The sequence below is a fragment of the Anaerotruncus colihominis genome (assembly GCF_010206195.1).
In the GTDB taxonomy this organism is placed as follows: domain Bacteria; phylum Bacillota; class Clostridia; order Oscillospirales; family Ruminococcaceae; genus Anaerotruncus; species Anaerotruncus colihominis_A.
In genome coordinates, this window is sequence record NZ_VIQT01000004.1 from 1 (window position 1) to 24,948 (window position 24,948).

The following is a 24,948-nucleotide window of genomic DNA, read 5'->3' on the forward strand; positions in this document are numbered from 1 at the left end:
GTGAAGCCAGTATGCCAAGCGCGATTACTCCAAAAATATCAATTTGTCTGTGCATCTGCTGTCTCCATTCTTTAAATTTGCCGCATAACTTCATTTTATATCTTAATTTTAAAGATTTCAATATACATATTCGTAATTTTTAAGAATAATCGCGTTAAAGAGAAAAAAATATATAAACTAAACATAGAATCCTGTCGTGATTTCACAATGAATGCCGGATAGGCTCGGACTGTCCGGCGAGGAGGCATCCGAAACCGCTATGCACAACCTGGGATACATTTTGAAATCAGCCCGAGAGGACCGCGACCTGACACAGACTGAGGTCATGCGGCGCACCGGCATCAATAATAAAACGCTCTCCGGTTATGAAAACAACATCGCGGAACCGGATCTGACCACCTTTGCGCAGCTTATGGAGCTTTACCAGCTTTCAGCGGACCAAGTGCTCGGGACAGGCAGCGCAGGGTCTTTTGTCACCGCATCGGAGCAGGAATTGATTGAACTTTACCGGCGTCTGCCAAAAAAGCGCCGCAGGGAGGTGCTTGAAATCCTGCGCCTGATCACCCGCAGCCGCTCGCCGGGCGACGAATAGCCCTCCGCTTTTTTGAAAAAAAGCTTGGCAAAAAACTTTAGTCGGCTGTGCCGCGAACAGTGGGGCAGGTTCAGTGAAACGATCCCCCTCCGGACGTACTGGCGTGCGCCCAATACGGTCGCGCCAAGCAGAGGTGGGGATAACATAAGGGGAGGGGTCGCTCGACCCTCCCCTTGTGAGGCGCGCTGAGGGGCGCTGCCGCGGCTTGTCCGCGCCCGGCGGCTATAGCCGCCGGAGAGCCCCGAATAGCCGGCCGGGCAAGCGCAGCGCCCGGCGGTGAGTGACCCGCGCACGGGTCACGCGCGCCCCCCGGCGGTGAGCAATCCGCGCACGGATTGTGCACGCCCCAGCGCCGTGCGGCTGGCGTGGATTTTGCAAGTGCTGTGTCTTTCTGCATTTTTCAACGATACGCCCCGGAAACTTCTAAGCTTCCGGGGCGTATCGTTTATTTTAATATGCCAATGGTAAAATGTATTTTCTTCTAATAGTCGCAAAATCACACAACCTGAAACAGATAAAATTTCAAGTAATCTGTTTCCGGAACGTTCCATAAAATCGGATGATCGGGCGACTGCTGACGCGCTTCGATCTGGCGCAGATTTACACAAGCATCATGGGCCGCAGCGCGCAGCATCCTTTGGAACAGGTCGTCCGTCATAAAATGGGAGCAGGAACAGGTCGCCAGATATCCGCCGCGCGGCAACAGCTTCATCGCGCGCAGATTGATCTCCTTATAACCGCGCTGTGCACCGCCAACCGTCCGGCGGCTCTTTGTAAACGCCGGCGGGTCGAGAATGATAAAATCGAAACGTTCCCCCGCCGCTTCCAGCGCCGGCAGCAAATCGAACACATTGGCCGCCTGACATTCGATCACACCATCCAGACCGTTACGCGCCGCGTTATCCCGCGCAAGCGCGACGGCAGCCTCCGACACATCGACGGCGCGCACATAAGCTGCGCCGCCATGCGCCGCATTGAGCGCGAACGACCCTGTGTGCGTGAAGCAATCGAGCACACGCCGTCCCTTTGCAAGACGCGCCACTGCCCGGCGGTTGTACTTCTGATCGAGAAAGAATCCTGTTTTCTGTCCGTTTTCGAAGTCGACCTCGTAAGTAATCCCATTTTCAACAATCTGTGTCTTTGTCACGCCGCCGTCACCGCCAAACCAACCGCGTCCCTGCATAAGCCCTTCCAGCTCCCGGATGGGCACATCGTTTCGTTCATAAACGCCGCGAATTCGCTGCCCATCCTGTTCCAGAAGCCCGCGCAGCAACGGGAATAAAAGCGGCTTGACACGTTCCATACCAAGCGACAGGGTTTGTGTCACCAGCACATCGCCGAAGCGGTCGACCGTCAAACCCGGAAACTGGTCCGCCTCACCAAAAATCACACGGCAACAGGACAAATCCGTCTCGTCCAGCACAGTTTTTCGATATTCCCACGCATAGCGCAGGCGGCGCGCCCAAAACGCTTCATCAAAGCGGTCGTTTGCATTGCGGGAAACCATACGGATGCGGATTTTTGACTGTTCACTGACGAATCCGGTTCCAAGATATGTTCCCTTTTCACCTGCGATATCGACAAGGTCCCCGTTTTCATATGCGCCTTCGATCGAACGTATCTCCGTATCATAAACCCAGGGATGCCCCTGTTCAATCTGCCGCTGCGCCTTTTGGCTTACAAGGGCGATCGCAAAGCTTCGTTGCTTCATATGCTCTCCTTATTTCAGTTATACCCGCAATCGCAGGCTTTGAGGCTCTCCGTCCCTGTCGCGCGCGCCATATGTCAGAGTGAACTGTGTGCAATCCTCCGGCACCGCATAAAACAACTGGCCGCTCATGGCGTCAGCGCCGCTGTACCGCAAATCGTCAACTTCAAGATATGTAAAGCCATCCGGGATTTCGTCCAGAAACATCCTTCGTCCGCGGCCATCCACATCGTGTACAAACGGCGGCTGGAAAAATTCATAATTAAACAGCCCATGGTCGGTCACATGCGCATTGAAGTGGATGAATATACATTTTTCACCGGGCAGCAGCCGTTCCTGCACATCCGGGTCGTCGACAATGCCGGTGCATACAACCTCGAGAGCCACGCCCCCGCGCCTTCAAAGCTGGTTTGCAGATAGGAAACCGATGCGCGCCGCATGATGTCCGGCATGGCCGAACCATCGCCGGGGGAGGGGGCGGCCTTTGACGCGGCGTTTTCCGCCGCGTCCGCCGGCAAAGCATCTGCTTCGCCGGCGTCACCGGGCGCGGCCTGCGCCGCGCCCGGTGCAAAGGCCGCCCTATCGTCTTTCGCAACGTCCCTGGCGGCGAGCCTGTATGAACCGCCCGCCGGTTTGACCGTCCTGCGCGGCGTTTCGGGCACATCCCCCTCGTCATCCGAAGCGTCATCCAGCCGGCTGCCTGCATCCGTCTCCGGTTGGAACGCCCGCTCCGTGGCCGGCTCCCATGCGGGCAGCGGGCTTTGTGGGGACAAACCAGAATGCAGACGGCTGTACGCCTGTATCAAAGTCAGGCCGATCATCAGCACAAGCACCGCGGCCAGCGCCATACTGCGCGGACCGGGCCGGGTACGGCGGCCGGTTTGCCGCAGCAGCGTATACAAATCATGGTACGCGCCTTCCGGCGCCTGCGCAGGCTCATATGCGTACTTTTCACCGCCGCGCGGCGGCCGGTTATGCGCGCCGCAGCGCGGACATGTTTCATACCGCGCATAATCATATGGTTTTCCGCATGTCCCACACTTGATTCTCAATTTAACACACCGCCAATATGAGGGACTCGGTCCCGTAATCCGGCGTGCGGCCCATATATGGGCCGCGCGCTGTGCCTCACTCTTTTACGATGGCGAGCGACAACTCGCGCAGCGCCTTTTCATCGACCTCGGCCGGGCATTGCGTCATCAGTTCGCTGGCGTTCTGTACCTTCGGGAAAGCGATCACATCGCGAATTGAATCCTTTTCCAGCATCAGCATCACAAGGCGATCAAGCCCATACGCCATACCGCCATGCGGCGGCGCGCCGAACTTAAACGCGTCAATCAGATAACCGAAGCGTGCGCGCGCCTCCTCCGTGCTGAAGCCAAGCGCGCGGAACATCCGCTCCTGAAGCTCCGGCGTATTGATTCTGATGGAACCGCCGCCGACCTCGCAGCCATTGAGCACCATATCATATGCGCGTGCGCGGCAAACGCCAGGGTCGCTTTCGACACGGTCGATGTCCTCAAAGGCCGGATGTGTGAAGGGGTGATGCTTGGCGACATAACGGTCCTCCTCCTCGCTGTATTCAAACAGCGGGAACTGCGTCACCCACAAAAATTTAAACACGCCCGGCTGAATCAGGCCCAGGCGATTGCCAAGCTCCACACGCAGCGCGCCCAGGCTGTCAAACACCGTCTGGTTTTTACCGTCCGCGACAATCAGGATCACGTCGCCCTTCTCCGCGCCCATACGCGCACGGATCGCGTCTTTTTCCGTGTCTGTAAGGAATTTCTCATAGGAGGAACTTTCCGCATCGTGCGTCAGGCGTGTAAACGCCAGGCCGCCCGCGCGGTATGTCCTGACAAAATCGGCCAGCTTATCGATCTCCTTGCGCGACAGATGGTCGGCCGCGCCCTTCGCGTTGATGGCGCGCACGCTGCCGCCCGCGTCGAGCGCGCCGCGGAACACCTTGAACGCACACCCGGAAAGCAGATCGGACAAATCGGTCAGCTCCATGCCAAAGCGCACGTCAGGCTTGTCGGAGCCAAAGCGGCGCATCGCCTCATCATACGGCATACGCAGAAACGGCGTCTCGATCTCAACGCCGAGCACATCGTGAAACACACGCTTCATAAAGCCTTCATTGACCGTCATCACGTCGTCCTCGTCGACAAACGACATCTCCAGGTCAATCTGTGTGAACTCCGGCTGACGGTCAGCGCGCAGATCCTCGTCGCGGAAACACCGCGCGATCTGCATATAGCGGTCAAAACCGGACAGCATCAGCATCTGCTTATACTGCTGCGGCGACTGCGGCAGCGCGTAAAACGCCCCCGGATGCACGCGGCTGGGTACCAGATAATCGCGCGCGCCTTCCGGCGTCGATTTGATCAGCGCGGGCGTTTCAATCTCAATAAAACCATTTTCATCGTAATAATCGTGCGCCGCTTTCACAATCTTATGGCGCATCAGCAATGCATGCTGCATCTCGCTGCGGCGCAGGTCAAGATAGCGGTAACGCAGGCGCAGTTCCTCTTTGACGTTCGTCTGATCTGTAATCTCAAACGGGGGCGTCTGCGCTCTGGCCAGGATACGCAGGTCATCGACATAAAGCTCGACCTCACCGGTCGGGATATCGCGGTTGACCGATTCGCGTTTACGCACAGTGCCCTTCGCCATCAATACGAATTCAGCGCGCACAGTCTGCGCCTTGGCGCGCAGATCTGCGGCGGTTTTATCATCAAAGGCGAGCTGCATGACGCCTGTGCGGTCGCGCAGATCAATAAATACCAGCATCCCCTTGTCGCGCACGCGCTGAACCCATCCGCATACGACCGCCTGCCTGCCGTCGTCGGCCGCCGTAAATGCGCCACAATAGTCCGTCCGTTTTAACCCCTGCATTGTATCCATCCTGTATTTCTCCTATCATATCGTCATTTTTGAGAAAGCTCTGGCGCCGGTCCGCTTTCGGCGATTTCTTCAAAGGTATTGTGGTACACATAACGCGTAAACACGTCCGCGTCAAGCTTTAACTCGGTCTGTACACCGCTGTCCATCCGCTTGACAGTCGCTTTCCCGGCCGCAAGCTCATTGTCGCCGAGAATACAGCTGAATTTCGCGCCGAGCTTGTCTGCATATTTCATCTGTGCCTTGACGCTGCGTCCGACCGTATCGCACTCGGCCCAGAAGCCTTCCCGCCGCAGCCCGTCGGCGAGCTGTATCGCACGCACCGACGCGGCCTCGCCCATGCTGCCGATATACATGGTGCACTGCTGCGGCTCCAAAAATGCGCAGCCCTGCTGATCCATGACAAGCAAAAGACGCTCCAATCCCATCGCAAAACCGATCGACGGCGTCGGTGTGCCGCCGAGCATCTCGATCAGGCCGTCGTACCGGCCGCCGCCGCAGACAGTCCCCTGCGCGCCGATGCCGGTCGCCACAAATTCAAATACGGTGCGCGTATAATAATCAAGCCCGCGCACAATCGTCGGATTGACCGTATAAGCGATGCCAAGCGCATCAAGACGCGTCTTTAACCCCTCAAAGTGGGCGCGGCAGTCGTCGCAGATATAATCGAGCACGTGCGGCGCGCCCTCGGCAATCTGCGCACAGACCGGGCTTTTGCAGTCGAGGATGCGCATCGGGTTTTTTTCCAAACGTCCGCGGCATGTCTCGCACAGCTCGCCGGCGCGCGCCTGAAAATAGGCGCGCAGTGCCTCATGATAACGGGCGCGGCACTCCGGGCAGCCGATCGAATTGATCTCCAGCGCCAGCCCCGTCACACCGAGCGCGTCAAACACCGCCTTGGCCAGCGCGATCACCTGTGCGTCGGCCGCGGGCGACGCCGCGCCGGCCATCTCCACACCGAACTGGTGGAATTCACGCAGGCGGCCAGCCTGCGGCTTTTCATATCGAAAACAGCTTATGACATAGCTCGCCTTAACCGGCAGCGGTCCGCCGGTCAGTCCATTTTGCAGGATTGCCCGCATCACGCCGGCCGTCCCCTCGGGCCGCAGTGTAATCGAACGGTCGCCTTTATCAAAAAACGTGTACATCTCCTTCTGCACAACGTCCGTCGTATCGCCGACAGAGCGGTTAAAAAGCTCCGTATGCTCAAAGGTCGGCACGCGGATTTCCTCAAAACCGAACAGGCGCGCCGTATCGAGCGCCGTCTCCTCAATGTACCGCCATCTTGCGCTTTGCGAAGGCAGCACATCCTGTGTGCCGCGCGGCGCGTTTGTGAGTAACGCCATTTTGATTGTCCTCCCATAAAAGCCAGCCGCAAGCGGCGGGCACAAATTCCATCCGGTTTCCTGGCCGTATTGGCTCATTGCCATATGGATGGGTTTTCCGCCGGCTGTTTTTGGCAGATATCCTTATTATAAACAGTCCAACTTGATTTTTCAATGGACGCATGCCGCGCGATGCAACTTTTTCAGCCGTCCTGCCGCCGCAGGCGGCCAGATCTTTACCACCGTCGGATACGGCGCGGCCAATTCCCGTATCATGATAGATGATGTGCCCGTATCAATACAAAAACCCCGCCGGCGGCACTGCAAAGCCGTGCGCGGCGAGGTGCTTTTTACGCGCAAAGGCGCGGTTAAATGACTGCTTCGGCCGTCTACCCGGCCTGACGGAAAAATACCGGAAGCCTATCCGGACTCCTGGAAAGGCTACCGCTTCGGATTGACGATGTTGCGCCAGTCAAGGTCTCCGCGTTCAAGCGCGTGGATCAGCGCCTCCGCCGTAGCAATATTGGTGGCCACCGGGATGTTGTGCACGTCGCACAGCCGCAGCAGGCCAGCTTCGTCAGGCTCGTCCGGACGCGCACGGATCGGATCGCGAAAAAACAGCAGCAGGTCAATTTCATTGCAGGCGATGCGCGCCGCAATCTGCTGATCGCCGCCCTGAGCGCCTCCAAGGAAACGCATCACCTCCAAGCCGGTCGCTTCCGCGACAAACTTCCCGGTCGTACCCGTGGCACAGATATCATGCCGGCTGAAAACGCCGCAGTACGCAATGCAAAACTGTACCATCAATTCTTTTTTTGAATCATGTGCAATCAGCGCAATGTTCATTGATGTTACCTCCCATCTGCTCGGACCGCTCACGCGTCCGGCCGCATTTTGGCGCGCGTACCAGTTCGCCAGACTCATTTATTCTCTTTATAAATGGTTCCAAGTAAAGCGATATAATTTATTATAACATTTATTGCAGCTCCAAATCAATATAGTTTCCCATAATTCTTTGTGCAAAATTATCAAATATGATTTTGGTTAGATTCGCTAGATTTGTATTTTTTCCCATGGGCGCCGGCGTCACCAGCGCCCCGTCAAACGGAACAACCGCAATCAGCTGCGCACAGACATTGTCGATCATCCAATCCAGATCCGGCACCGGACGCTCGCGCGCAAATTCGCGCGTGAGCATATTGATACACAGCCGGATATCCTGCATCCCCGCGGCGGCCAGAGCGTCCGATACGGAGCGGCTGTCGCGCGCGGAGACGCGATCCGCCGCGCAGACGATCGCCGCACGGTCGGCGCAGGCCGCCAGCGCGGCAAGCGCCGGATCGGAACCGTCCATTTCCGCGAGAATAAAGTCAAAGTGCCCGTCCAGCGCGCTGCGCAGCTGCGCGCACGCCCATTCTCCGAGCTTCGGCGTGTCGCCGGCGACCGGGCCGCAAATCAGCCGGACACCGTTTTCACACGTGACTGTAGCCTCGCCAAGCTCGCAGCGATGTGCAAGCGCATCGGCAAGGTCGAACACAACGCGGTCCTGTACGCCCAAAAATACATCAAGCGAGCGGCGCGACGCCTCGATGATCAAAACCGTTTTACCACACGCAGCCAACGCCGCGCCAAGATACGCGCACACGGCCGATTTACCCGCGCCGCCGCGCCCGCTTGTCACCAGAATCATCTGTGCCATTCGCTTTCTTCCCCTTCCGGCGCCTCCTACGGCGCCAGCGCGCCATAGCCCGAGCCGCCTGACGCCGCATCGCCCTGTGTAAAAAAGTACGCGTCGAAAATTTCGCGCGCAACCGGCGCGATCTGATATCCTTCCCAGCCCTTTTCCACCACGACCGCCACCGCAATCTCCGGATCCTCGGCGGGCGCGTATGCGATAAACACAGCGTTGCACAGCCCGTCTCCGCGTTCCGGCGTACCTGTTTTAGAGCCGACTGTAATCGGGTAATTGGCGAATGTGCCCGCTGCCGTACCGATGCGCGAAGCTGCGACCATGCCTTCCTGCACGGTTTTGATCGCCCACGGTTCGTCAATGAACTGCGCGACCTCCGGCTCATGTTCATAGACCGTTTCGTCAAGCGTATACGATTTGACCGATTTAAGCATTGTTACCTTCATGCGCTTTCCATTGTTGGCGATCGTAGCGGTGTAGTTTGCCAATTGCAGCGGCGAGATCGTTGTCGCCTGCTGGCCGATGGCCGCCTGGATGACATCGCCCGGCCGCCACGACGGATCGTCCGCATAAGCGGGCGACGACGCCTTGACCTCAGGCGAGGCCACCTGCCCGATATTTTCGGCAAGCTCGATGCCGGTCGGCTGTCCGAAACCAAACAGTGCGCCGTATTCGTCAATTTTATCAATGCCCATATAATATCCGGCCTCATAGAAGAAAATGTTACAGGAATACCGCAGCGCCGTCACGACGCTGAGCATTCCGTGATAACCCTCGCACTGCGGCGAGTATCCAACATCTGTAAAGCGGCCGTAAATATGTGTACAATTGTACATCGTCTCCGGCGTAATCACGCCCTCGGCAAGCGCGGCGGCCGCAACCATGGGCTTGAAGGAGGAACCGGGCGTATATGCGGCCGAAAGCGCACGGTTGAAAAGCGGCTCGCCCTCTGTCGCGGCAAGCTGGTCGTAATCGCGCTGATATGTCGCCAGGTTGTACGATGGATACGTCGCCGCGGCAAGCAGCTCGCCAGTGTTGACTTCGACCACAACAGCCGCGCCGGCCTCGGCCTCCTGGCCGCGTCCGGGCTTTTTCGTCTCCCGGAGCATTTTAATGTTGCTCTCAAGCGCATCCTGCGCCACCTTTTGCAGGCGCGAATCAATGGTGGTCACAACCGTGTTTCCAGGAACAGGCTCATGCTCCTCCGCAACCTCGATCACATCGCCCGCGGCATTTGTCGTGATACGCCGCGTGCCGTCCGTGCCCTTGAGGTATCCCTCAAACGCAAGCTCCGCGCCGGATTTTCCGATCTGGTCATTCATCTGATATGTCTTTTCACCAATCACGGCTGAAATACTGTCGTCAGGATTTTTCACCTTTTCAGCCTCGTCCCACTGCGGCTTGTAGATCGGCCCGGTCGTCCCGACCAGATGCGGCGCCAGGTTGCCCGCCACATATTGCCGGATGGTGCTTTCCACAACATCGACGCCCGGAATCTCAAAGCTCCGTTCCTTGATTTTCGGGATCGTTTCGATCTTGATATCCGTAGCGAACGTATAGGGGACCGACGCAGAAAAACCGCGCTGATCCATTTCATAGCGCACGCCGGCCACACGGCGCGCGTCAAGCGGGCTTAACTCCTCCAGCCCGTAATTTTCGATCAGATGCGACATCACATCATCCACCGTCGCATATTGCGCGACGCCGAGCGCGTCTTTCAGCCGCGCAATCGACACCTCGTACACATCGCTTTCCTTGAACGCGAACGGCTCCTGTTCTGTAATCGGCAGATTGTCAATCCAATCCTCATTGGCCTCCTCCATGATATCGATCAGGCGCAGAATCGTCCGGTTTGTTGTTCCGCGCTCCATATACGCCTGATTGATCACCACGTCGCGTCCAATCGTATTTGATGCGAGGGGCCGGCCATTGCGGTCCAGAATTTCGCCGCGCGCCGCCTTGATCACCTGTTCGGTCGTGCTCCCGCGTTCAATTTCCGCCATTATCTTTTCGCCGTCAACCACCTGCATCTGCATCAGGCGCAGGCAATACAGCGCAAGCACCACGCACAGCAGCGTCAGCAGCAGCGCCGCGCGCAGCGATTGTCTTTTTGGATTCATGCCTTCCCCCTGTCAGCGCCGCACCGGCCCTGCGCGCGGCGCATATTACTGGCCTAGGGCTTGTTTGGAAATAGAGGAATCGCCGGATTGTTCACAAACAGCTGGAGAATGCAAGGCAAAAAACGCAGGAATCCTTTCGGATTCCGAGGCTTTTTTACGCGGCGTCCGCCGCTGTTTGTAAAACAAGACGGTAATTTTAATTTTTCAAACAGCCCTTAATCAGATTTCCATTCGTGCTTCAAACTGTCCGCGTATCAGCGCGAGCAGATAATAGATCAGCGGCGATACAGCCGCTGAATAGATAATACCCGGCAGGATCCCATATACAAATACCATCCACACGCTGTCGTAACCCCACATCACATAATTGAGCAGGAAGTCGAGCAGGCCGCGCGTGAGCAGCACGCCGGCCAGCAGCAGAACATAGTTGATGATTCCGGGACGCAGCAGATACGTCACCAGCAGCCCGGCCGCAACGCACGCGGGCATGAGGATGATGGCGCTGAAACCAAACAGCGCGCTTCCGACCAGATCGCACAGGATACCAGCCAAAGCTCCATAAACGCCGCCTGCGAACGCACCCTCCAGCACGGCGATACACACAGCCGCCGGGATAACCAGATTTGGACGCACGCCCAGGATGGAAAAAAGGCGCGGCGTTGTCTGTAATACATATAAAAACAGCATAAGAACGGCATAGGCGGCATATTTGGCCACACGGTACCATTTCCGGTTATTCAACGGGCGCGCCCCCCTTCTGCCCGTTGAAGGATGTGATCACCATTACATCGGTCAGATTGCGGATATCAGCGGTCGGTTCAATTTCCGCATACAGCGAAATATTGCCGGGCGCGTTGTCCAGCCTGGCGATCTTGCCGATCACAAGCCCTTTTGGATAGAGGTTTCCGCCTGATGTCACGACCAAATCCCCCTGCGCGGCGCCGCTTTCACGCGGCAGATAGTTCATGATGCAGCGGCCGTCCGCCGCGAGCACAACCGAGCCGTTGACAATGCCGATATCGCGCGTGCGCGCGTCGTAGGCGCCCACATCGATCTCAACGTCAAGAATGGTGATGACTTTTGAATAGGTCAGACCGACCTCCTTGACGCGTCCGACCAACCCGTCCGCGCAGATGACAGGATCATACGGCGCGACGCCGTCGAGCGAACCTCTGTCGATCGTGAACGAATAAAACCGGCTGTCCGGGTCGCGCGCGACCACAGCCGCAGGTTCCATCTCAAAATCCGGATGCTCCTCTTTGTATTCGATGTCCAGATATTTGCGCAGCTCCTCGTTTTCGTGCTTGTATTCCTCATAATTGACAAGCTGCGCACGCAGCCCGTTGATCTCGTCGCGCAGCGCCTCGTTCTCCTGCGCGACCTCGTCGGCACGCGCGTACCGTTGGAAAAGGCCGCTCACACCGTCCGAAATCGTCGATGAAAGCTTCTGAAACGGCGCGACAATAGCTCCGGCCACCTGCTCGATGGCCGGAGACAGACCGCCTGTCCAGGATGCGCGCAGCATCAATGCAATCAGCATGATAAACAGGGCGATCAACACTTTAAATTTTCCGCTTTTAAAAAATTCTCCCAAGAGACGAAACCTTTCCAGACATCCGCCGCGGGCGGATGATGATACACAATTCGATCAGGCGCCCGAAAGCACAGGCGAATGATGTGGCCAAAAAACTTGAAAACGATTTGTTTTCAGGCAAGCGGGCTTTCAGCCCGCAGGCGCGTGAAATGCGCTTTTAACTATGTAATGCGAAACAGAACTGCGCAAACGGTCCTCCGCGGCTGTAGGCTGTACAAGCCGCAAACTTCAAAAGCGGCGCTTTTGAAGTGTTTCAATGATATCAGTAGCTCTTCGTATCATCGGACAGCAGCTCGCGCAGACGGTCGATGTCGTCGAGCACCTTACCTGTACCCATCGCCACACAGTCAAGCGGCGTCTGCGCGATATGTACGGGCATACCCGTCTCCTTTTCGATCAAGGCGTCCAGGCCGCGCAGCAACGCGCCGCCGCCCGTGAGCGTGATGCCGTGGTCGATGATGTCGGCCGAAAGCTCCGGGGGCGTCTTTTCCAGCGTGGTACGGATCGCGTCGAGCACGAGCGAGAGCGGATCGGCCAAAGCCTCGCGGATCTCCTGCGAGGTGATCTGGATATTCTTGGGCAAACCGTCCATCAGGTCGCGGCCTTTGATGTCCTTGACCGTCTTGGGCGGCTCCTTGGATTCGTCGCCTTCGGACGCGGCCTCGTTTTCAAACGGAAATGCCGAACCGATGTCGATTTTAATATCCTCAGCCGTGCGCTCGCCGATGAGCAGGTTGTATTTTCGCTTGATGTACTGGATGATGGAATTATCAAGCTCATCGCCGCCGATACGCACCGAGCGCGACGCGACAATGCCGCCGAGCGAGATCACCGCGACCTCACTTGTACCGCCGCCGATATCGACAACCATGCTGCCTGTCGCCTCGGCGACGGGCAGGCCCGCGCCGATCGCGGCCGCCATCGGCTCCTCGATGATCGAAACATGCTTTGCCCCGGCCTTAAAGGCCGCCTCGCGCACAGCGCGGCGCTCGACCTCGGTGACGCCCGACGGGATGCAGATGATAATTCTGGGACGCGCCAGCACAGAATTGTTAAACACCTTTTTGATAAAAATCTGAAGCATCGAAGCCGTGATATCAAAGTCGGCGATGACGCCGTCCTTGAGCGGGCGCACCGCGACAATGCTGCCCGGCGTGCGCCCGATGACCTCCTTGGCCTCGCGCCCGACATAGCGCACCGTATCGTTGCGCGTATCGACCGCGACAACGGACGGCTCGCGCATAATAATGCCTTTGCCCTTCCTAAAAATCAACGTATTGGCTGTGCCTAGGTCAATACCGATATCCTTTGTGAACATATTTGCAACGTCCCCCTTTAAATCTCAACAGGAACGATTTCCAATCGAAGCAATCCGCGTTTTGCGGTATGTAAAAGGCCATTCCTGTATATTTCTTCTTTGCGTTCCGTATGAAACAAAGCCCACCGCAGGCGGCTAGCCATCGACCGCGTATTGCCCTGGTCATAAGGCGGTTGCCCCATAAGCGGCGAGCCGTTGGGCATAACCTGGTATAATAAACACTCTGTGTTTATTATACCACAGCGGCAAGCTCTTTCAAGCTTGTCTGCCGCGAAGCGGCATGGTATATTTGACCATTGGGGCGGCAGCGTTTGCCGCCGGATGGCGGCCGCAAACGGCAAAGCTGTTTGCCCTGCGGTTATTATACCATGTCCGCGAAGCGGCATGGTATAATCGGCCATTGGGGCGGCAGCGGGCTGCGCCCGCGAATCGCCCCGGCCATGAGTCGTATAATAACCGCCCTGCGGTTATTATACCATGTCCGCAAAGCGGCATGGTATAATATGCCATTGGGGCGGCAGCGGGCTGCGCCCGCGAATCGCCCCGGCCATGAGGCATATAATAACCGCCCTGCGGTTATTATACCGTACCTTTGTCCAATGCACAACAACCAGATTGTTAACGTTTTGCGTTTTTTACACCATTAGCGGCAAATTTCGCCAAGACGTTCATAAATTGCGTTGACCGGCAGGCCCATAACATTGAAATAGTCGCCCGTAATCCCAGTGATAAAACGCGCGCCATACCCCTGGATACCATACGCACCGGCTTTGTCAAACGGCTCGTCCGTCGTCAGGTACCATGTGATCTCACTTTCATCAAGCGGCGCAAACGCAACGTCGGTTTTTACAAAAAACGACTCCTCATGCCCGCTGCGGCAGAGCGCCACGCCTGTAAAGACCTGGTGTATGCGTCCGGACAAGCGGCGGAGCATCTGCGCCGCCTGTCCGGCGTCGCGCGGCTTTCCCAGGATCATCCCATCAATTGAAACAACTGTATCGGCGGCGATCACAATCGCGTCCATATGCTCCCACGCGGCGGCACGCGCTTTGCGCAGTGCGATTTCCCGCACGGCCTCGCCTGGCGCAGCGCCGGCCGGAAGCGTTTCGTCGGCGTTTGTGACGCATGTATCGAAGTCCGCAAACAGCAGCTTCATCAGTTCCCGCCTGCGCGGCGACTGCGACGCAAGCAGGACTCTATTCTCCCTTTTCATATTCATCGCGTTCATCAAGACGCATCCTTTTCACTGTATATTTGTATCCCGCAAACGCGCCGATAAAGCACAGGATATGCGCCACCGTCACGCCAACCTCAAAACCGAACGCAAGCTTGATGACCGACAGATCGAGCACCGCCGGCGAATCCACCGGAATACCGATGCTCTTGCCGAACGCCAGCCACGACAAAAACGGAATCTGTGCCGTCGCCGCCGCCAGAAGCGCGCCGATCACCACGGCCGCAATTAAATAAAAAACTGCTATCAGGGTTTTGCGCATTGTTCATCCCTCCGATCAGCTTCCTGTCGAGCCAAAGCCGCCCGCGCCGCGCGCCGTATCGTCGAGCGTCTCGCATTCCAAAAGCGGCGGCGTCTCCACCGCCAGAATCACCATCTGCGCGACGCGCATGCCAGGCTCTATGATAAACGCCTCCTGCGACTGGTTGCGCAGCCCAACCAAAATTTCACCCCGATAATCGCTGTCGATCACGCCGACGCAGTTTGACGGGACGATTCCATGGCGCACGCCAAGCCCGCTGCGCGCAAAAATGAATCCGGCCCGTCCCGGCTCAAGCTGTACGGCAAGGCCGGTCGGAATTGTGGCCGCGCCGCCCGGCTCCAGCGTCACCGGCGCGTCCAAGTCCGCGCACAGGTCAAGCCCAGCGCTGCCCGGCGTCGCATACGACGGGATTTGCGCCGACGGGCGCAGGCGTTTGATTTTTAACATGGCGGTCATTCCTTTTCATTTATCATTTATATATGCGCTTATCTCAAAAGCCGGCGCCCGCCCCACTGTTCGCAGCGCAGCCTGTAAAAACACGGGGACTTGCCCCACTGTTCGCGGCGCAGCCGAACTAAGTTTTTCGCCGAAGCCTTTTTTCAAAAATGCTGGAAAGGCGGGCGAAAACTTTTGATCGACGCGGCGTAAAACCTGATTACGCAACGCCTGCCCCACTGTTTACGGCGCAGCCGAACTAAGTTTTTTGCCAAGCTTTTTTTCAAAAAAGCGGGGGCCTTTTTTCAAAAAGGCCAGAGCTACAGGACGGTTTTATAGAGGAGGCCGCGCGTGAACGGGCCGTCGCATCTGCCGCCGTGACGGTATGCGCGCAGGATGCGCGCGCAGTCGGCGGGCGTCTCGGTTGTAAAGCGCAGCTCGACGAAGTCGAAGCCGCCAAGCTCGTCCAAACGGTCCGCCATATACAGCGGCATCGGGTTGAGCAGCTCGGCGCAGCCATACGCGCAGCTTGTATAAAAGGGTTCGCCGCGCCGGTCGGTTATGAAATTTTCCCCCTGCCTGCACCGCGCGCAGCCGACAAACGCCTTGACCGGACAGGCCCGCATTGTCATCAGCGGCAGGCGGCCGTACACAGTCACGCCGCGCAAAACCGGCGACCGCAGCGCCCGCGCCGCGTCAAGGCTCAATTCAAACGACAAAGCCAGATCACAAAGCCCCCATCCGGCCAGCGCCTCGGCCGCGTAGGAATTCGTTACATTGAGAAACGGCTCTCCGTGCATCGCAAAACCATAGTCCGCCGCAATCTGCGCCGCGCCGGGATTTCCCACCGCCGCATGCTTGACGCCATACCCGCGCAGGCGTTCAAGCTGCGCCCGCAGCCTGTCCTGTCCGTCAAACAGAATGCGGGGAAGGCCCGCGCACAGCTTTTTTGGACACGGCGGCACATCCCTTTCAAGGAGGTCCAGCAACGCCTGCACGGGCAGCGTCACAAGCGCGGCCGCCTCCATCATTTCCTCACTGAGCTGTTTTGGATCGTACAGACGCACATGCAGCGCCGGACGCTGCGCGTGCGGACTGTCGGGCGGCGTCCAGAGTGCATCCGCGTCAAATTGGACCGGCCGCGGCGCGCCCCGCTCCCCGTCGAGCTTTGCAAGCGCGTCGCGCCGCAGCGCGTTGATCGACGACGCAGGCAGCATCAGCCCCGGATCGATCGAACAAAGCGCCCGCTCTACACGATACGGCGTCCCTCCCGTCTTGCACAGCGCGGCGCGCGCACGGTCCGGGTCTGTCGGTTTATTGACGGCCGCCTGCGGGATATCCCCCTCGGCGCAGACGCGGTTTCCGTCGCAGTCGAGTACCGACAGGGAAGCCGGCGCGCCGGCCTTCATCGCAAACGCCATCTCAACGCCGACCTTCTGCACCTGACGGCGCGGATCGGCGTACAGGTTTTCCAGCTTGCCAAGCACGCCGGCGGCCGCTGTCACATCCTCTTTCTGACGATATCCAAACAGGTTGGAATCAATGCGGCCATCGAAATAACCATTCGTAAATCCACTGCGCGAAAATACGGCCTGCAAAGACTCCAAATCCGGCGTTTCACCCGCTAAGGCGGCGCGGCACGCCGTCACAGCGGCGGCGACATATTCCGGCCGTTTCATCCGCCCTTCGATTTTCAGCGAACAGACGCCGGCCTTTTGCAGCTCGCGGACGCGTTCAATCAGGCTCATATCCTTGAGCGAAAGCGCATGGCCGCAGCCGCCCGCCGTAAACGCCAGACGGCATGGCTGTGCGCACAGTCCCCGGTTTCCGCTGCGCCGCCCCAGCACGGAGCTTAAATAACACTGTCCCGAAACGCTCATGCACAGCGCGCCGTGTACAAACGCCTCGACCTGCATCGAAGTGCCGGCCGCGATGGCAGCAAGCTCATCCTTTGCGCATTCGCGCGCTGCAACGACGCGCGAAAACCCCATCGATTCCAGCCGGCGCGCGCCCTCGGCATTGTGCACGGCCATCTGCGTTGAAGCGTGCAGCGGCAGTTTGGGCGCGCAGCGGCGCAGGATTGCCGCCTCGCCGGCGTCCTGCACAATCACGGCGTCCACGCCGGCCGCGCAGGCGGCCTCGGCCGCCTGCATGAGCTGCGGGATTTCCTGTTCGAGCACAACGATATTGAGCGTCAGGTATACCTTGACACCCCGCACATGGCACCGGCGGACAGTGTCCGCCAAATGCTCCAGCGTGAAGTTTTCGGCGTTGCGCCGTGCATTGAGCACATCAACGCCAAAATACACCGCGTCCGCACCGCAGAGCAGCGCCGCATCAAGCGCGGCGGGACTGCCGGCCGGCGCGAGCACCTCCGGCTGACCGGCCCGTGCGCTCACTTTTCCTCCAGCTTTGTCTGGCCCTTTGTCTCGCGTCCGTCAAGCTGGCGGCGCAGATGGGCGTTTTCACGCTTGACCTCGTCAAGCTCGATGCGCGCTTTGGCGGCGTCCTCCAGATACTCGGAAATCTGCGTGCGCATCCGGTCGGCGTTCTCCTCGCTGCGCTTGTATGCATCAATATAATTGATGGCGCACAGGACCATCACATCGTTAAACGAGATCGAGGGGTTTTTATCGGTGACGCCGCGGATTTGCTCGTTAAGCTCCTGCGCCAGCTGCTGCACATATTCCTCCGGCTCCGCCGTTGAAATTGTATAATGGACGCCGTTTACGACAATCCTTATCCGGTTGAATGTATTCATAATTCAGTCCGCTGCCTTCCTGTGGGTTTTGCGCGCAACGCGCGGCCGGCGTTGGATTCTTATTGCCGGCCATCATCCTTATTATAACGCATTTGGCCGCGCGAATAAAGGGGCGCACCCAAAAAAATCCACGAATGAGCGTGCATTCAATCGATATGGCCTGTGCGCTTCCATAAATTTACGTCAAATCGCTTGCACGCGCGCATTTATTTAAGTATAATAAAGATAATTGTCTCAAAGCCCCATGAAAAGGGATTGTCTGCGGCCGTCAGTTTTTGTTCGCTTTTGTTTGCTGCAATCCGTGTTTCACGCAAAAACGTCCAGATTGGATAAAAATGCAGCGGGGCTTTCATTAAAGCGGCGCGTTTTTAACGGCGCGCCTAACTCAAACAGGCGGCGGATACGCCCGCCTTCGGGAGGTTCACAATGGGAATCGATACAAAAAAACATTATACAAAGGCGGTCCTGGAAAACCTGATCCTGGATACTTTTAAAAACGACATGCTGATTGATCCGGAGTACGCTTCCGACGAAGCGTATTATGAGGCGCTGTGTCGTGTGATCCGCGGTATCCTCAGTGAAAAATACAAGTTTTTTGACGCGCACAACAACGCGCGCGCCCGCAAAAAGGTTTACTATCTGAGCATGGAGTTTCTGATGGGCCGTTCGCTCAAAAACAGCCTTTACAATCTCGGCGTCCACGACGCCATGACGGCTGCCCTGGACAGCCTCGGCGTTGATATTGAGCACATGTACGCGCTCGAGCCGGACGCAGGGCTTGGGAACGGCGGCCTTGGCCGCCTGGCGGCGTGCTATCTTGATGCGATGGCCACCAACGAGCTGCCTGCAATGGGTTACTCTATCCTGTATGAATACGGCATTTTCAAGCAACGCATCATCGACGGCTGGCAGACAGAAACGCCTGACTACTGGCTGCCGGGCGGCAGCGTCTGGCTCAAGGTCAAGCCGGACCGCACCGTACCGGTCAAATTCGGCGGCCGCATCGAGGAGGGCTGGTCCGGCGGGCATCACTGGGTCAACCATGTCGAATATCAGACCGTTTACGCCGTGCCGCATGATATGTATGTCCCGGGCTTCGGCAGCGAGGGCGTCGCGATGCTGCGCCTGTGGAAAGCCAAAAGCCCCGGCTTTGATATGGAGGCCTTTAACCGCGGCGACTATGTCAATTCTGTCGGCGCCGCCTCCGCCGCAGAGGCGATTTCCAAGGTTCTTTATCCCAACGACAACCACGCCGAGGGCAAGATGCTGCGTCTCAAGCAGCAGTACTTTTTGACCGCGGCCTCAATTTCCGATATTGTGCGCCGCCATCTGGCGCTTTACGGCACGCTTGACAATTTCGGCGAAAAAAACGCCGTCCAGATCAACGACACGCATCCCACGCTCGCCATTCCCGAGCTGATGCGTGTGCTGCTTGACGACTGCGGTTATGGATGGGATCAGGCGTGGAGAATTGTGACGGACGCCTTTGCCTATACCAATCATACCGTCATGGCCGAGGCGCTTGAAAAGTGGAATGAGGACATTTTCCGCAACCTGCTGCCGCGTATCTATATGATCGTGCAGGAGATCGACCGCCGTTTCTGCGAGCTGCTGCGCGAAACGTATCATTACGACCAGTACGATATTGACCGTATGCGCGTCATTTACGATTATCAGGTGCGCATGGCCAATCTGGCCGTCATCGCCTCGCATTGTGTCAACGGCGTTTCCAAGCTGCATTCACAGATCATCAAGGACAGCGTGTTCCACGATTATTATAAGCTCACACCCGATAAATTCAAGAATGTCACAAACGGTATCGCCTCGCGCCGCTGGCTTTACCAGTCCAATCCCGGACTGACAAAGCTGTTGTTCGACACCATCGGCGACAGCTGGCTGCACGATATGTCGCATCTGGGCCGTTTTAAACGGTTCGCCGACGACAAACAGACGCTTGAACGGCTTGCCGCCGTCAAGAAGGAAAACAAGCAGCGTCTGGCCAAATATGTGCTTGACGCCTCCGGCGTGACGCTCAACACCGATTCCATCTTTGACGTACAGGTCAAGCGCCTGCATGAATATAAGCGGCAGCATCTTAATGCGCTTCATATCCTGACGGAATACCTCTGGCTCAAGGACAATCCGAACGCGCCGTTCGTTCCCAAGACATATATTTTCGGCGCAAAAGCCGCGCCCGGATACTTTTTGGCCAAGCAGATCATCAAGTTCATCTGTACCCTGCGCGACATGATCGAAGGCGATGAGGCTGTGCGCGACAAACTGCGCATCGTATTTCTGGAAAATTACAGCGTCACCATCTCCGAGCTGCTGATGCCCGCCAGCGAAATCTCCGAACAGATCTCTCTGGCAGGGACCGAGGCAAGCGGCACCGGCAATATGAAGCTGATGCTCAACGGCGCTGTCACGCTTGGTACGCTTGACGGCGCGAATATTGAAATCGGCGAGCATGTCGGCAGCGAAAATATCCTGATCTTCGGCATGACCACCGAAGCGGTTGACGCCCTGCGCGCGGCCGGCTACCATCCGTCAAACTTTATCCGCGACGATCGTCTGCGCCGTGCGCTTGACATGCTCCCTGCGGGCATCTGCAACCAGCAATTCCCCAACATTTCCAACTCCCTGCGTTTTAACGACCCCTACATGGTGCTTGCCGATTTCGTATCGTACTGCGATATCCAGAAGAAAGCCTCCCAGCTTTATACGCAGACCGAAGTATGGCAGCGCATGTCGCTGCACAACATCGCGGCCTCCGGTTATTTCTGCGCCGACCGCTCCATCAACGATTACAGCCATTATATCTGGAACCTATAATAGGTCGCTGGAGCGCTAAGGCGCGCGCGACCCGTGCGCGGTTCGCTCACCGCCGGCCACTGGGGCGCGCGCGACCCGTGCGCGGGCCGCTCACCGCCGGCCGCTTCGCTTGCCCGGCCGGCTATTCGGGGCTTTCCGGCGGCTGTAGCCGCCGGGCGCGGACAAGCCGCGGCTGCGCCCCTCAGCGCGCCTCACGGGACAGGGGCGGGCCGCCCCTATCCCATGGACCCAACCCTGGGGCAGGCGCGGCCTGTAAAAGCGCAGCGCCCGCCCCGCTATTCGCGGCGCAGCCTGTAAAAATACCGGAACCTGCCCCGCTATTCGCGGCGCAGCCTGTAAAAATACCGGAACCCGCCCCGCTATTCGCGGCGCAGCCTGTAAAAATACCGGAACCCGCCCCGCTATTCGCGGCGCAGCCGACTAAAGTTTTTTGGCATACCTTTTTTTCAAAAAAGGTATGAAGTTTTTTGGCATACCTTTTTTCAAAAAAGGTATGCAGTTTTTCGCCGAAGCCTTTTTTCAAAAAGGCTGGAAGAAAGGAGTGACGAGGATGAACGATTTTCTGTATGACAGCCGGGATTCCCGCTGTAAGACGCCGTTTGGCGCAGCCGCAACGGATGAGGTTGTACATTTCAGGGTTTTTTTGCCGATCTCCTATCAGCTTCGCGACCCGTTTCTGCTGATGTATAAGGCGGACCACTGGGACTGCCCGGAACGAATCCCCATGCGGTACGCTTCAAGCGACGGCGTCACATCATCGTATGACTGTATTTTTTACGCACCCGACCCGCAGCTTTATTTTTATGTGTTTGAGGTCACGGGCGTCAACGGCACACTGCACATCGCGCGCGGGCAGGATGGATTTGGTGCGCTGTTTCCCGACGGCGGTGAAATGTGGCAGCTCACAATTTACGACCGGCATATGAAAACGCCCGATTTTCTGAAATCAGGCGTCATGTACCAGATTTTTCCCGACCGCTTTTATGCGTCCGGTATGCCGAAAACGGACGTCCCGGGCGACCGCAGTATGCATACCGACTGGTACGAGCTGCCTGTGTACCGGCCGGATCAGGACGGCAAGTTTAGAAACTCCGATTATTTCGGCGGCGATCTGCGCGGCATCATCGAAAAGCTGCCCTATCTGGAAAGTCTCGGCGTAACGGTGCTCTATCTGAACCCGATCTTTGAAGCGCATTCCAATCACCGCTACAACACAGCCGATTATGAAAAAATCGACCCGCTGCTTGGCAGTGAGGCGGATCTGCGCGCGCTGTGCTCCGAGGCCAAACGGCGCGGAATGTCTGTCATTCTTGACGGCGTGTTTAACCATACCGGCGCTGACAGCGTCTATTTTAACAAATTCCGCCGCTATGGAGACGGCGGCGCGTATAACGATCCCAACAGCCCTTACCGTAGCTGGTACCAGTTTAACAACTGGCCCAACGAGTACGACAGTTGGTGGGGCTTTACCGAGCTTCCGAATCTCAATGAACAGGAACCGGCCTACAGCTCGTTTATCTGCGGGGAAAACGGCGTGCTGCGCAAATGGATGCGCGCCGGCGTTTCCGGGTGGCGGCTCGATGTGGCCGACGAGCTGCCCGACGCGTTTCTTGATCAGATCACAGCCGCTGTCAAGGCGGAAAATCCCCAGGGCGCGGTGATCGGAGAGGTTTGGGAGGACGCGTCGACAAAATGCGCCTACGGCGTGCGCCGCCGTTATTTTCTTGGCGGGCAGCTCGATTCCGTCATGAATTATCCGTTTAAGGACGCCATCCTTGCCTTTGTACGCGGCGGCGACTGCTACCGGCTGTATATGACGGTCATGGATATCCTGGAGCATTATCCGAAACCCGTGCTCGACGTGCTGATGAATTCGCTCTCAACACATGATGTGGAACGTGCGATCACTGCTCTGGCCGGACAGCCCACCGGCGGCAACGGACGCGAGTGGCAGGGGCAGAACAACACGCTTTCCCGCGACCGCTACGAGCTTGGTAAAAAGCTCCTGCGTCTGGCGGCGGTCATTCAATACACGCTGCCGGGTATCCCGTGTCTTTATTATGGCGACGAAGCGGGAATGTACGGCTATAAGGACCCGTTTAACCGTTGCTGCTACCCCTGGGGCCGCGAGGACGCCGATCTGATTGAGACGTTCCGGCAGCTTGGACGCGTGCGCCGCGACTATCCGTCGCTGTCAACAGGTGGATTTTGCCCGGTTTCGTTCACCTCAAGCGTTGTCTCTTTTATCCGCGACTGCGGCGAAAGGTCGCTGTATATCGCGGTCAACCGCACGGAGCAGCCCGCGCCGGCCGTTATACCGGCTGAATTCCGCAACGCCGTCCCGCTGTTCGGGGCGCTCTCAAAGGACGAACTGCTCGCGCCCTTCAGCGCAGTCATCCTGGCGGCGCGCTGACTGCGGACTAGGAAGCTGTATCAATTGGTACAGCTTCTGGCAGTATAAATCCCCCTCACGGTGCGAACACTGGTACCGTAAGGGGGATTTTTATCATGCCGCTTGTTCAGTTGACCGATTTATGCAAGATATACAGCGCCGGCGAAAGCGAGGTCCGCGCGCTCGGCGGCGTATCGCTTTCCATAGAGGCCGGTGAATTTGTGGCGATCACTGGTCAGTCCGGCTCGGGCAAATCGACGCTGATGAATATGCTCGGCTGTCTCGATGCGCCGGACGCCGGATCATATCTGCTTGACGGAAAAAATGTAGCCGATATTCCCGAAACCATTTTAGCCGGCATCCGCAACCGGCGAATCGGCTTTATTTTCCAAAGTTTCAACCTGATCCCCAGCCTGACTGCGTTGGAAAATGTCGAATTGCCGCTGATTTACCGCAGGATTCCCAGGCGTGAGCGGCTGCGTCTGGCGCAGGAGGCGCTTGAACGAGTTGGGATCGCCAACCGTATGCGCCACTATCCCGCCCAGCTATCGGGAGGTCAACAGCAGCGCGCCGCGATTGCCCGGGCGATCGCGGCCAAGCCGCCGATCATTCTGGCAGACGAACCGACCGGAAACCTCGACTCCGCGGCGGGCGCGCAGGTGATGGGGATTCTGCGCGCGCTGCACGGTGAGGGGCACACAATTATTCTGATTACGCACGACGAATCGATCGCCTCCGCGGCCGGCCGGTTGATCCGCATCATCGACGGGCGCGTTGTCTCAGACAGCCGGCAATAGTTTGTTCATAGTGATCAAGTCACTGTGCGCTGCGGGGCCGGCCTGTTACAATGAAGGTATCCTGCCATCCGGCTAATGAAGGAGGATGCTTTATGAACCAGACGAAACGGGCCGTGCGCAAAGCCTTTGTCGAACCATCCGACTGTGTCGCCTGCGGCTGCTGTGTCAAGGTCTGCCCCAAATCCGCAATCCAAATCGCACGCGGCGTCATGGCCGTCGTCGATCCGGAAAAATGCGTCGGCTGCGGCCGCTGCGCGAAGGAATGTCCCGCGACAGTGATCACCATTCGGGAGGCGGCGCTGTGAAGAAACACTGGTATGATTATCTCTGGATCGCGTCCCTGACCTATCTTGCACTTGGCTTTTTCAACATCCTGTTCGCATGGCTCGGCCTGTTGTGCTTTTTTATCCCGCTTTTGATCGCAATCGCCGGCGGCGGGAAGGGGTACTGCAACCGCTACTGCGGACGCGGGCAGCTCCTGGGCCTGCTGGGCGGGAAATTCGGATTGTCGCGCAAAAAGGATATCCCACATTGGATGAAAAGCAAATGGTTCCGATATGGGTTTCTAATTTTCTTTTTTATCATGTTTTTCCAGATGCTTTGGGTCACCTATCTGGTATTTGCAGACGTGCAGGGCCTCCGCCAGGTTGTAACGCTGCTTTGGACATTTAAGCTGCCCTGGAACTGGGCATATCACGGGACGTTGGTTCATGCAGGCGCGGCGCAGTTTGCCTTTGGCTTTTACAGCGTCATGCTGACCTCTACTGTACTCGGATTTGTCACCATGATCCTGTTCAAGCCGCGCTCCTGGTGCGTTTACTGCCCGATGGGCACGATGACGCAACTGATCTGCAAGGCCAGGAGCGCCGCCGGGCGTGGCCGCCCCTGACAACATGCCGGGCAGGGGTTTTGCGCGGTGCTCCTTGAATTTCCATGTGATTTGATGGAGTTTCCCCCTTCCAAAAGGCGACAAAATACGCTAAA

22 protein-coding genes are annotated in these 24,948 nt (G+C 57.6%); 6 read left to right on the forward strand and 16 right to left on the reverse strand.

Annotated elements, in window-relative coordinates:
• The first annotated feature begins 259 nt into the window (after positions 1-259).
• Complete coding sequence (locus tag FMM72_RS02120; protein WP_160209573.1) at positions 260-592, forward strand: helix-turn-helix domain-containing protein; 333 nt, start codon at positions 260-262, stop codon at positions 590-592.
• 496 nt (positions 593-1,088) lie between these two features.
• Here the strand turns inward: FMM72_RS02120 and FMM72_RS02125 are convergent, their stop codons facing one another.
• The 16 genes from FMM72_RS02125 to FMM72_RS02200 form a co-directional block, all read right to left on the reverse strand.
• Positions 1,089-2,303, reverse strand: a complete 1,215-nt coding sequence (locus tag FMM72_RS02125) for a class I SAM-dependent rRNA methyltransferase (protein WP_162220445.1) — start codon at positions 2,301-2,303, stop codon at positions 1,089-1,091.
• An 18-nt stretch (positions 2,304-2,321) separates the two neighbouring features.
• Positions 2,322-2,687 (reverse strand): hypothetical protein, encoded by a 366-nt coding sequence (locus tag FMM72_RS02130; RefSeq protein ID WP_162220446.1) that lies wholly within the window; start codon positions 2,685-2,687, stop codon positions 2,322-2,324.
• Entirely contained in the window at positions 2,582-3,352 is a 771-nt protein-coding gene (locus FMM72_RS02135; protein WP_162220447.1) for a hydrogenase maturation nickel metallochaperone HypA, read from the reverse strand. Before FMM72_RS02135 ends, FMM72_RS02130 begins: the two co-directional genes overlap by 106 nt.
• 76 nt (positions 3,353-3,428) lie before the next feature.
• Positions 3,429-5,207, reverse strand: coding sequence for an aspartate--tRNA ligase (aspS, locus tag FMM72_RS02140; RefSeq protein ID WP_162220448.1), 1,779 nt, complete (start codon positions 5,205-5,207; stop codon positions 3,429-3,431).
• 23 nt (positions 5,208-5,230) lie between these two features.
• Complete coding sequence (hisS, locus tag FMM72_RS02145) at positions 5,231-6,550, reverse strand: histidine--tRNA ligase (RefSeq protein WP_162220449.1); 1,320 nt, start codon at positions 6,548-6,550, stop codon at positions 5,231-5,233.
• Positions 6,551-6,970: 420 nt separating this feature from the next.
• Entirely contained in the window at positions 6,971-7,375 is a 405-nt protein-coding gene (gene mgsA / locus FMM72_RS02150) for a methylglyoxal synthase (RefSeq protein WP_040343241.1), read from the reverse strand.
• A gap of 130 nt (positions 7,376-7,505) precedes the next feature.
• On the reverse strand, positions 7,506-8,228 hold the full coding sequence (locus tag FMM72_RS02155; protein ID WP_160209578.1) for a cellulose synthase operon protein YhjQ/BcsQ: 723 nt from the start codon (positions 8,226-8,228) through the stop codon (positions 7,506-7,508).
• Positions 8,229-8,254: 26 nt separating this feature from the next.
• Positions 8,255-10,339, reverse strand: a complete 2,085-nt coding sequence (locus FMM72_RS02160) for a peptidoglycan D,D-transpeptidase FtsI family protein (RefSeq protein ID WP_162220450.1) — start codon at positions 10,337-10,339, stop codon at positions 8,255-8,257.
• A gap of 219 nt (positions 10,340-10,558) precedes the next feature.
• The gene (locus FMM72_RS02165) at positions 10,559-11,080 is read right to left on the reverse strand and encodes a hypothetical protein (RefSeq protein WP_160209580.1); all 522 of its coding nucleotides are present in this window, start codon (positions 11,078-11,080) and stop codon (positions 10,559-10,561) included.
• Complete coding sequence (gene mreC / locus FMM72_RS02170) at positions 11,073-11,933, reverse strand: rod shape-determining protein MreC (RefSeq protein WP_162220451.1); 861 nt, start codon at positions 11,931-11,933, stop codon at positions 11,073-11,075. The genes FMM72_RS02165 and mreC overlap by 8 nt, the downstream gene beginning before the upstream one ends.
• Before the next feature lie 262 nt (positions 11,934-12,195).
• Positions 12,196-13,251, reverse strand: a complete 1,056-nt coding sequence (locus FMM72_RS02175) for a rod shape-determining protein (RefSeq protein WP_160209582.1) — start codon at positions 13,249-13,251, stop codon at positions 12,196-12,198.
• A gap of 643 nt (positions 13,252-13,894) precedes the next feature.
• The gene (locus FMM72_RS02180) at positions 13,895-14,479 is read right to left on the reverse strand and encodes a Maf family protein (RefSeq protein ID WP_243151614.1); all 585 of its coding nucleotides are present in this window, start codon (positions 14,477-14,479) and stop codon (positions 13,895-13,897) included.
• Positions 14,448-14,747, reverse strand: coding sequence for a DUF4321 domain-containing protein (locus FMM72_RS02185; RefSeq protein ID WP_160209583.1), 300 nt, complete (start codon positions 14,745-14,747; stop codon positions 14,448-14,450). The genes FMM72_RS02180 and FMM72_RS02185 overlap by 32 nt, the downstream gene beginning before the upstream one ends.
• A gap of 15 nt (positions 14,748-14,762) precedes the next feature.
• Positions 14,763-15,203, reverse strand: coding sequence for a dUTP diphosphatase (gene dut / locus FMM72_RS02190; protein ID WP_160209584.1), 441 nt, complete (start codon positions 15,201-15,203; stop codon positions 14,763-14,765).
• A gap of 299 nt (positions 15,204-15,502) precedes the next feature.
• Positions 15,503-17,581: a U32 family peptidase gene (locus FMM72_RS02195; RefSeq protein WP_162220452.1), complete on the reverse strand. Its 2,079-nt coding sequence runs from the start codon at positions 17,579-17,581 to the stop codon at positions 15,503-15,505.
• Positions 17,578-17,943 carry a cell division protein ZapA gene (locus FMM72_RS02200; RefSeq protein ID WP_160209586.1) on the reverse strand — a complete coding sequence of 122 codons (366 nt, stop codon included), beginning with the start codon at positions 17,941-17,943 and terminating at the stop codon, positions 17,578-17,580. The genes FMM72_RS02195 and FMM72_RS02200 overlap by 4 nt, the downstream gene beginning before the upstream one ends.
• A gap of 426 nt (positions 17,944-18,369) precedes the next feature.
• Between FMM72_RS02200 and FMM72_RS02205 the strand changes: the two genes are divergently transcribed.
• The 5 genes from FMM72_RS02205 to FMM72_RS02225 all read left to right on the forward strand — a co-directional run bounded on the left by FMM72_RS02205 (position 18,370) and on the right by FMM72_RS02225 (position 24,853).
• Positions 18,370-20,775 carry a glycogen/starch/alpha-glucan phosphorylase gene (locus FMM72_RS02205; RefSeq protein ID WP_162220453.1) on the forward strand — a complete coding sequence of 802 codons (2,406 nt, stop codon included), beginning with the start codon at positions 18,370-18,372 and terminating at the stop codon, positions 20,773-20,775.
• A gap of 550 nt (positions 20,776-21,325) precedes the next feature.
• Positions 21,326-23,188, forward strand: a complete 1,863-nt coding sequence (locus FMM72_RS02210; RefSeq protein WP_162220454.1) for a glycoside hydrolase family 13 protein — start codon at positions 21,326-21,328, stop codon at positions 23,186-23,188.
• Between the two features lie 95 nt (positions 23,189-23,283).
• Positions 23,284-23,964: an ABC transporter ATP-binding protein gene (locus FMM72_RS02215; RefSeq protein ID WP_180322863.1), complete on the forward strand. Its 681-nt coding sequence runs from the start codon at positions 23,284-23,286 to the stop codon at positions 23,962-23,964.
• 92 nt (positions 23,965-24,056) lie between these two features.
• Positions 24,057-24,269 carry a 4Fe-4S binding protein gene (locus FMM72_RS02220; RefSeq protein WP_160209589.1) on the forward strand — a complete coding sequence of 71 codons (213 nt, stop codon included), beginning with the start codon at positions 24,057-24,059 and terminating at the stop codon, positions 24,267-24,269.
• Complete coding sequence (locus FMM72_RS02225; RefSeq protein WP_160209590.1) at positions 24,266-24,853, forward strand: 4Fe-4S binding protein; 588 nt, start codon at positions 24,266-24,268, stop codon at positions 24,851-24,853. Before FMM72_RS02220 ends, FMM72_RS02225 begins: the two co-directional genes overlap by 4 nt.
• Positions 24,854-24,948 lie beyond the last annotated feature (95 nt).

What these genes read in the sequence shown, in the direction of transcription:
- FMM72_RS02120 (WP_160209573.1), top strand. Translation starts at nt 260, where the DNA reads ATGCACAACCTGGGATACATTTTGAAATCAGCCCGAGAGGACCGCGAC.
- FMM72_RS02125 (WP_162220445.1), bottom strand. Translation starts at nt 2,303, where the DNA reads ATGAAGCAACGAAGCTTTGCGATCGCCCTTGTAAGCCAAAAGGCGCAG.
- aspS (WP_162220448.1), bottom strand. Translation starts at nt 5,207, where the DNA reads ATGGATACAATGCAGGGGTTAAAACGGACGGACTATTGTGGCGCATTT.
- hisS (WP_162220449.1), bottom strand. Translation starts at nt 6,550, where the DNA reads ATGGCGTTACTCACAAACGCGCCGCGCGGCACACAGGATGTGCTGCCT.
- mgsA (WP_040343241.1), bottom strand. Translation starts at nt 7,375, where the DNA reads ATGAACATTGCGCTGATTGCACATGATTCAAAAAAAGAATTGATGGTA.
- FMM72_RS02155 (WP_160209578.1), bottom strand. Translation starts at nt 8,228, where the DNA reads ATGGCACAGATGATTCTGGTGACAAGCGGGCGCGGCGGCGCGGGTAAA.
- FMM72_RS02160 (WP_162220450.1), bottom strand. Translation starts at nt 10,339, where the DNA reads ATGAATCCAAAAAGACAATCGCTGCGCGCGGCGCTGCTGCTGACGCTG.
- FMM72_RS02175 (WP_160209582.1), bottom strand. Translation starts at nt 13,251, where the DNA reads ATGTTCACAAAGGATATCGGTATTGACCTAGGCACAGCCAATACGTTG.
- FMM72_RS02180 (WP_243151614.1), bottom strand. Translation starts at nt 14,479, where the DNA reads ATGAACGCGATGAATATGAAAAGGGAGAATAGAGTCCTGCTTGCGTCG.
- FMM72_RS02185 (WP_160209583.1), bottom strand. Translation starts at nt 14,747, where the DNA reads ATGCGCAAAACCCTGATAGCAGTTTTTTATTTAATTGCGGCCGTGGTG.
- dut (WP_160209584.1), bottom strand. Translation starts at nt 15,203, where the DNA reads ATGACCGCCATGTTAAAAATCAAACGCCTGCGCCCGTCGGCGCAAATC.
- FMM72_RS02200 (WP_160209586.1), bottom strand. Translation starts at nt 17,943, where the DNA reads ATGAATACATTCAACCGGATAAGGATTGTCGTAAACGGCGTCCATTAT.
- FMM72_RS02205 (WP_162220453.1), top strand. Translation starts at nt 18,370, where the DNA reads ATGGGAATCGATACAAAAAAACATTATACAAAGGCGGTCCTGGAAAAC.
- FMM72_RS02210 (WP_162220454.1), top strand. Translation starts at nt 21,326, where the DNA reads ATGAACGATTTTCTGTATGACAGCCGGGATTCCCGCTGTAAGACGCCG.
- FMM72_RS02215 (WP_180322863.1), top strand. Translation starts at nt 23,284, where the DNA reads ATGCCGCTTGTTCAGTTGACCGATTTATGCAAGATATACAGCGCCGGC.
- FMM72_RS02220 (WP_160209589.1), top strand. Translation starts at nt 24,057, where the DNA reads ATGAACCAGACGAAACGGGCCGTGCGCAAAGCCTTTGTCGAACCATCC.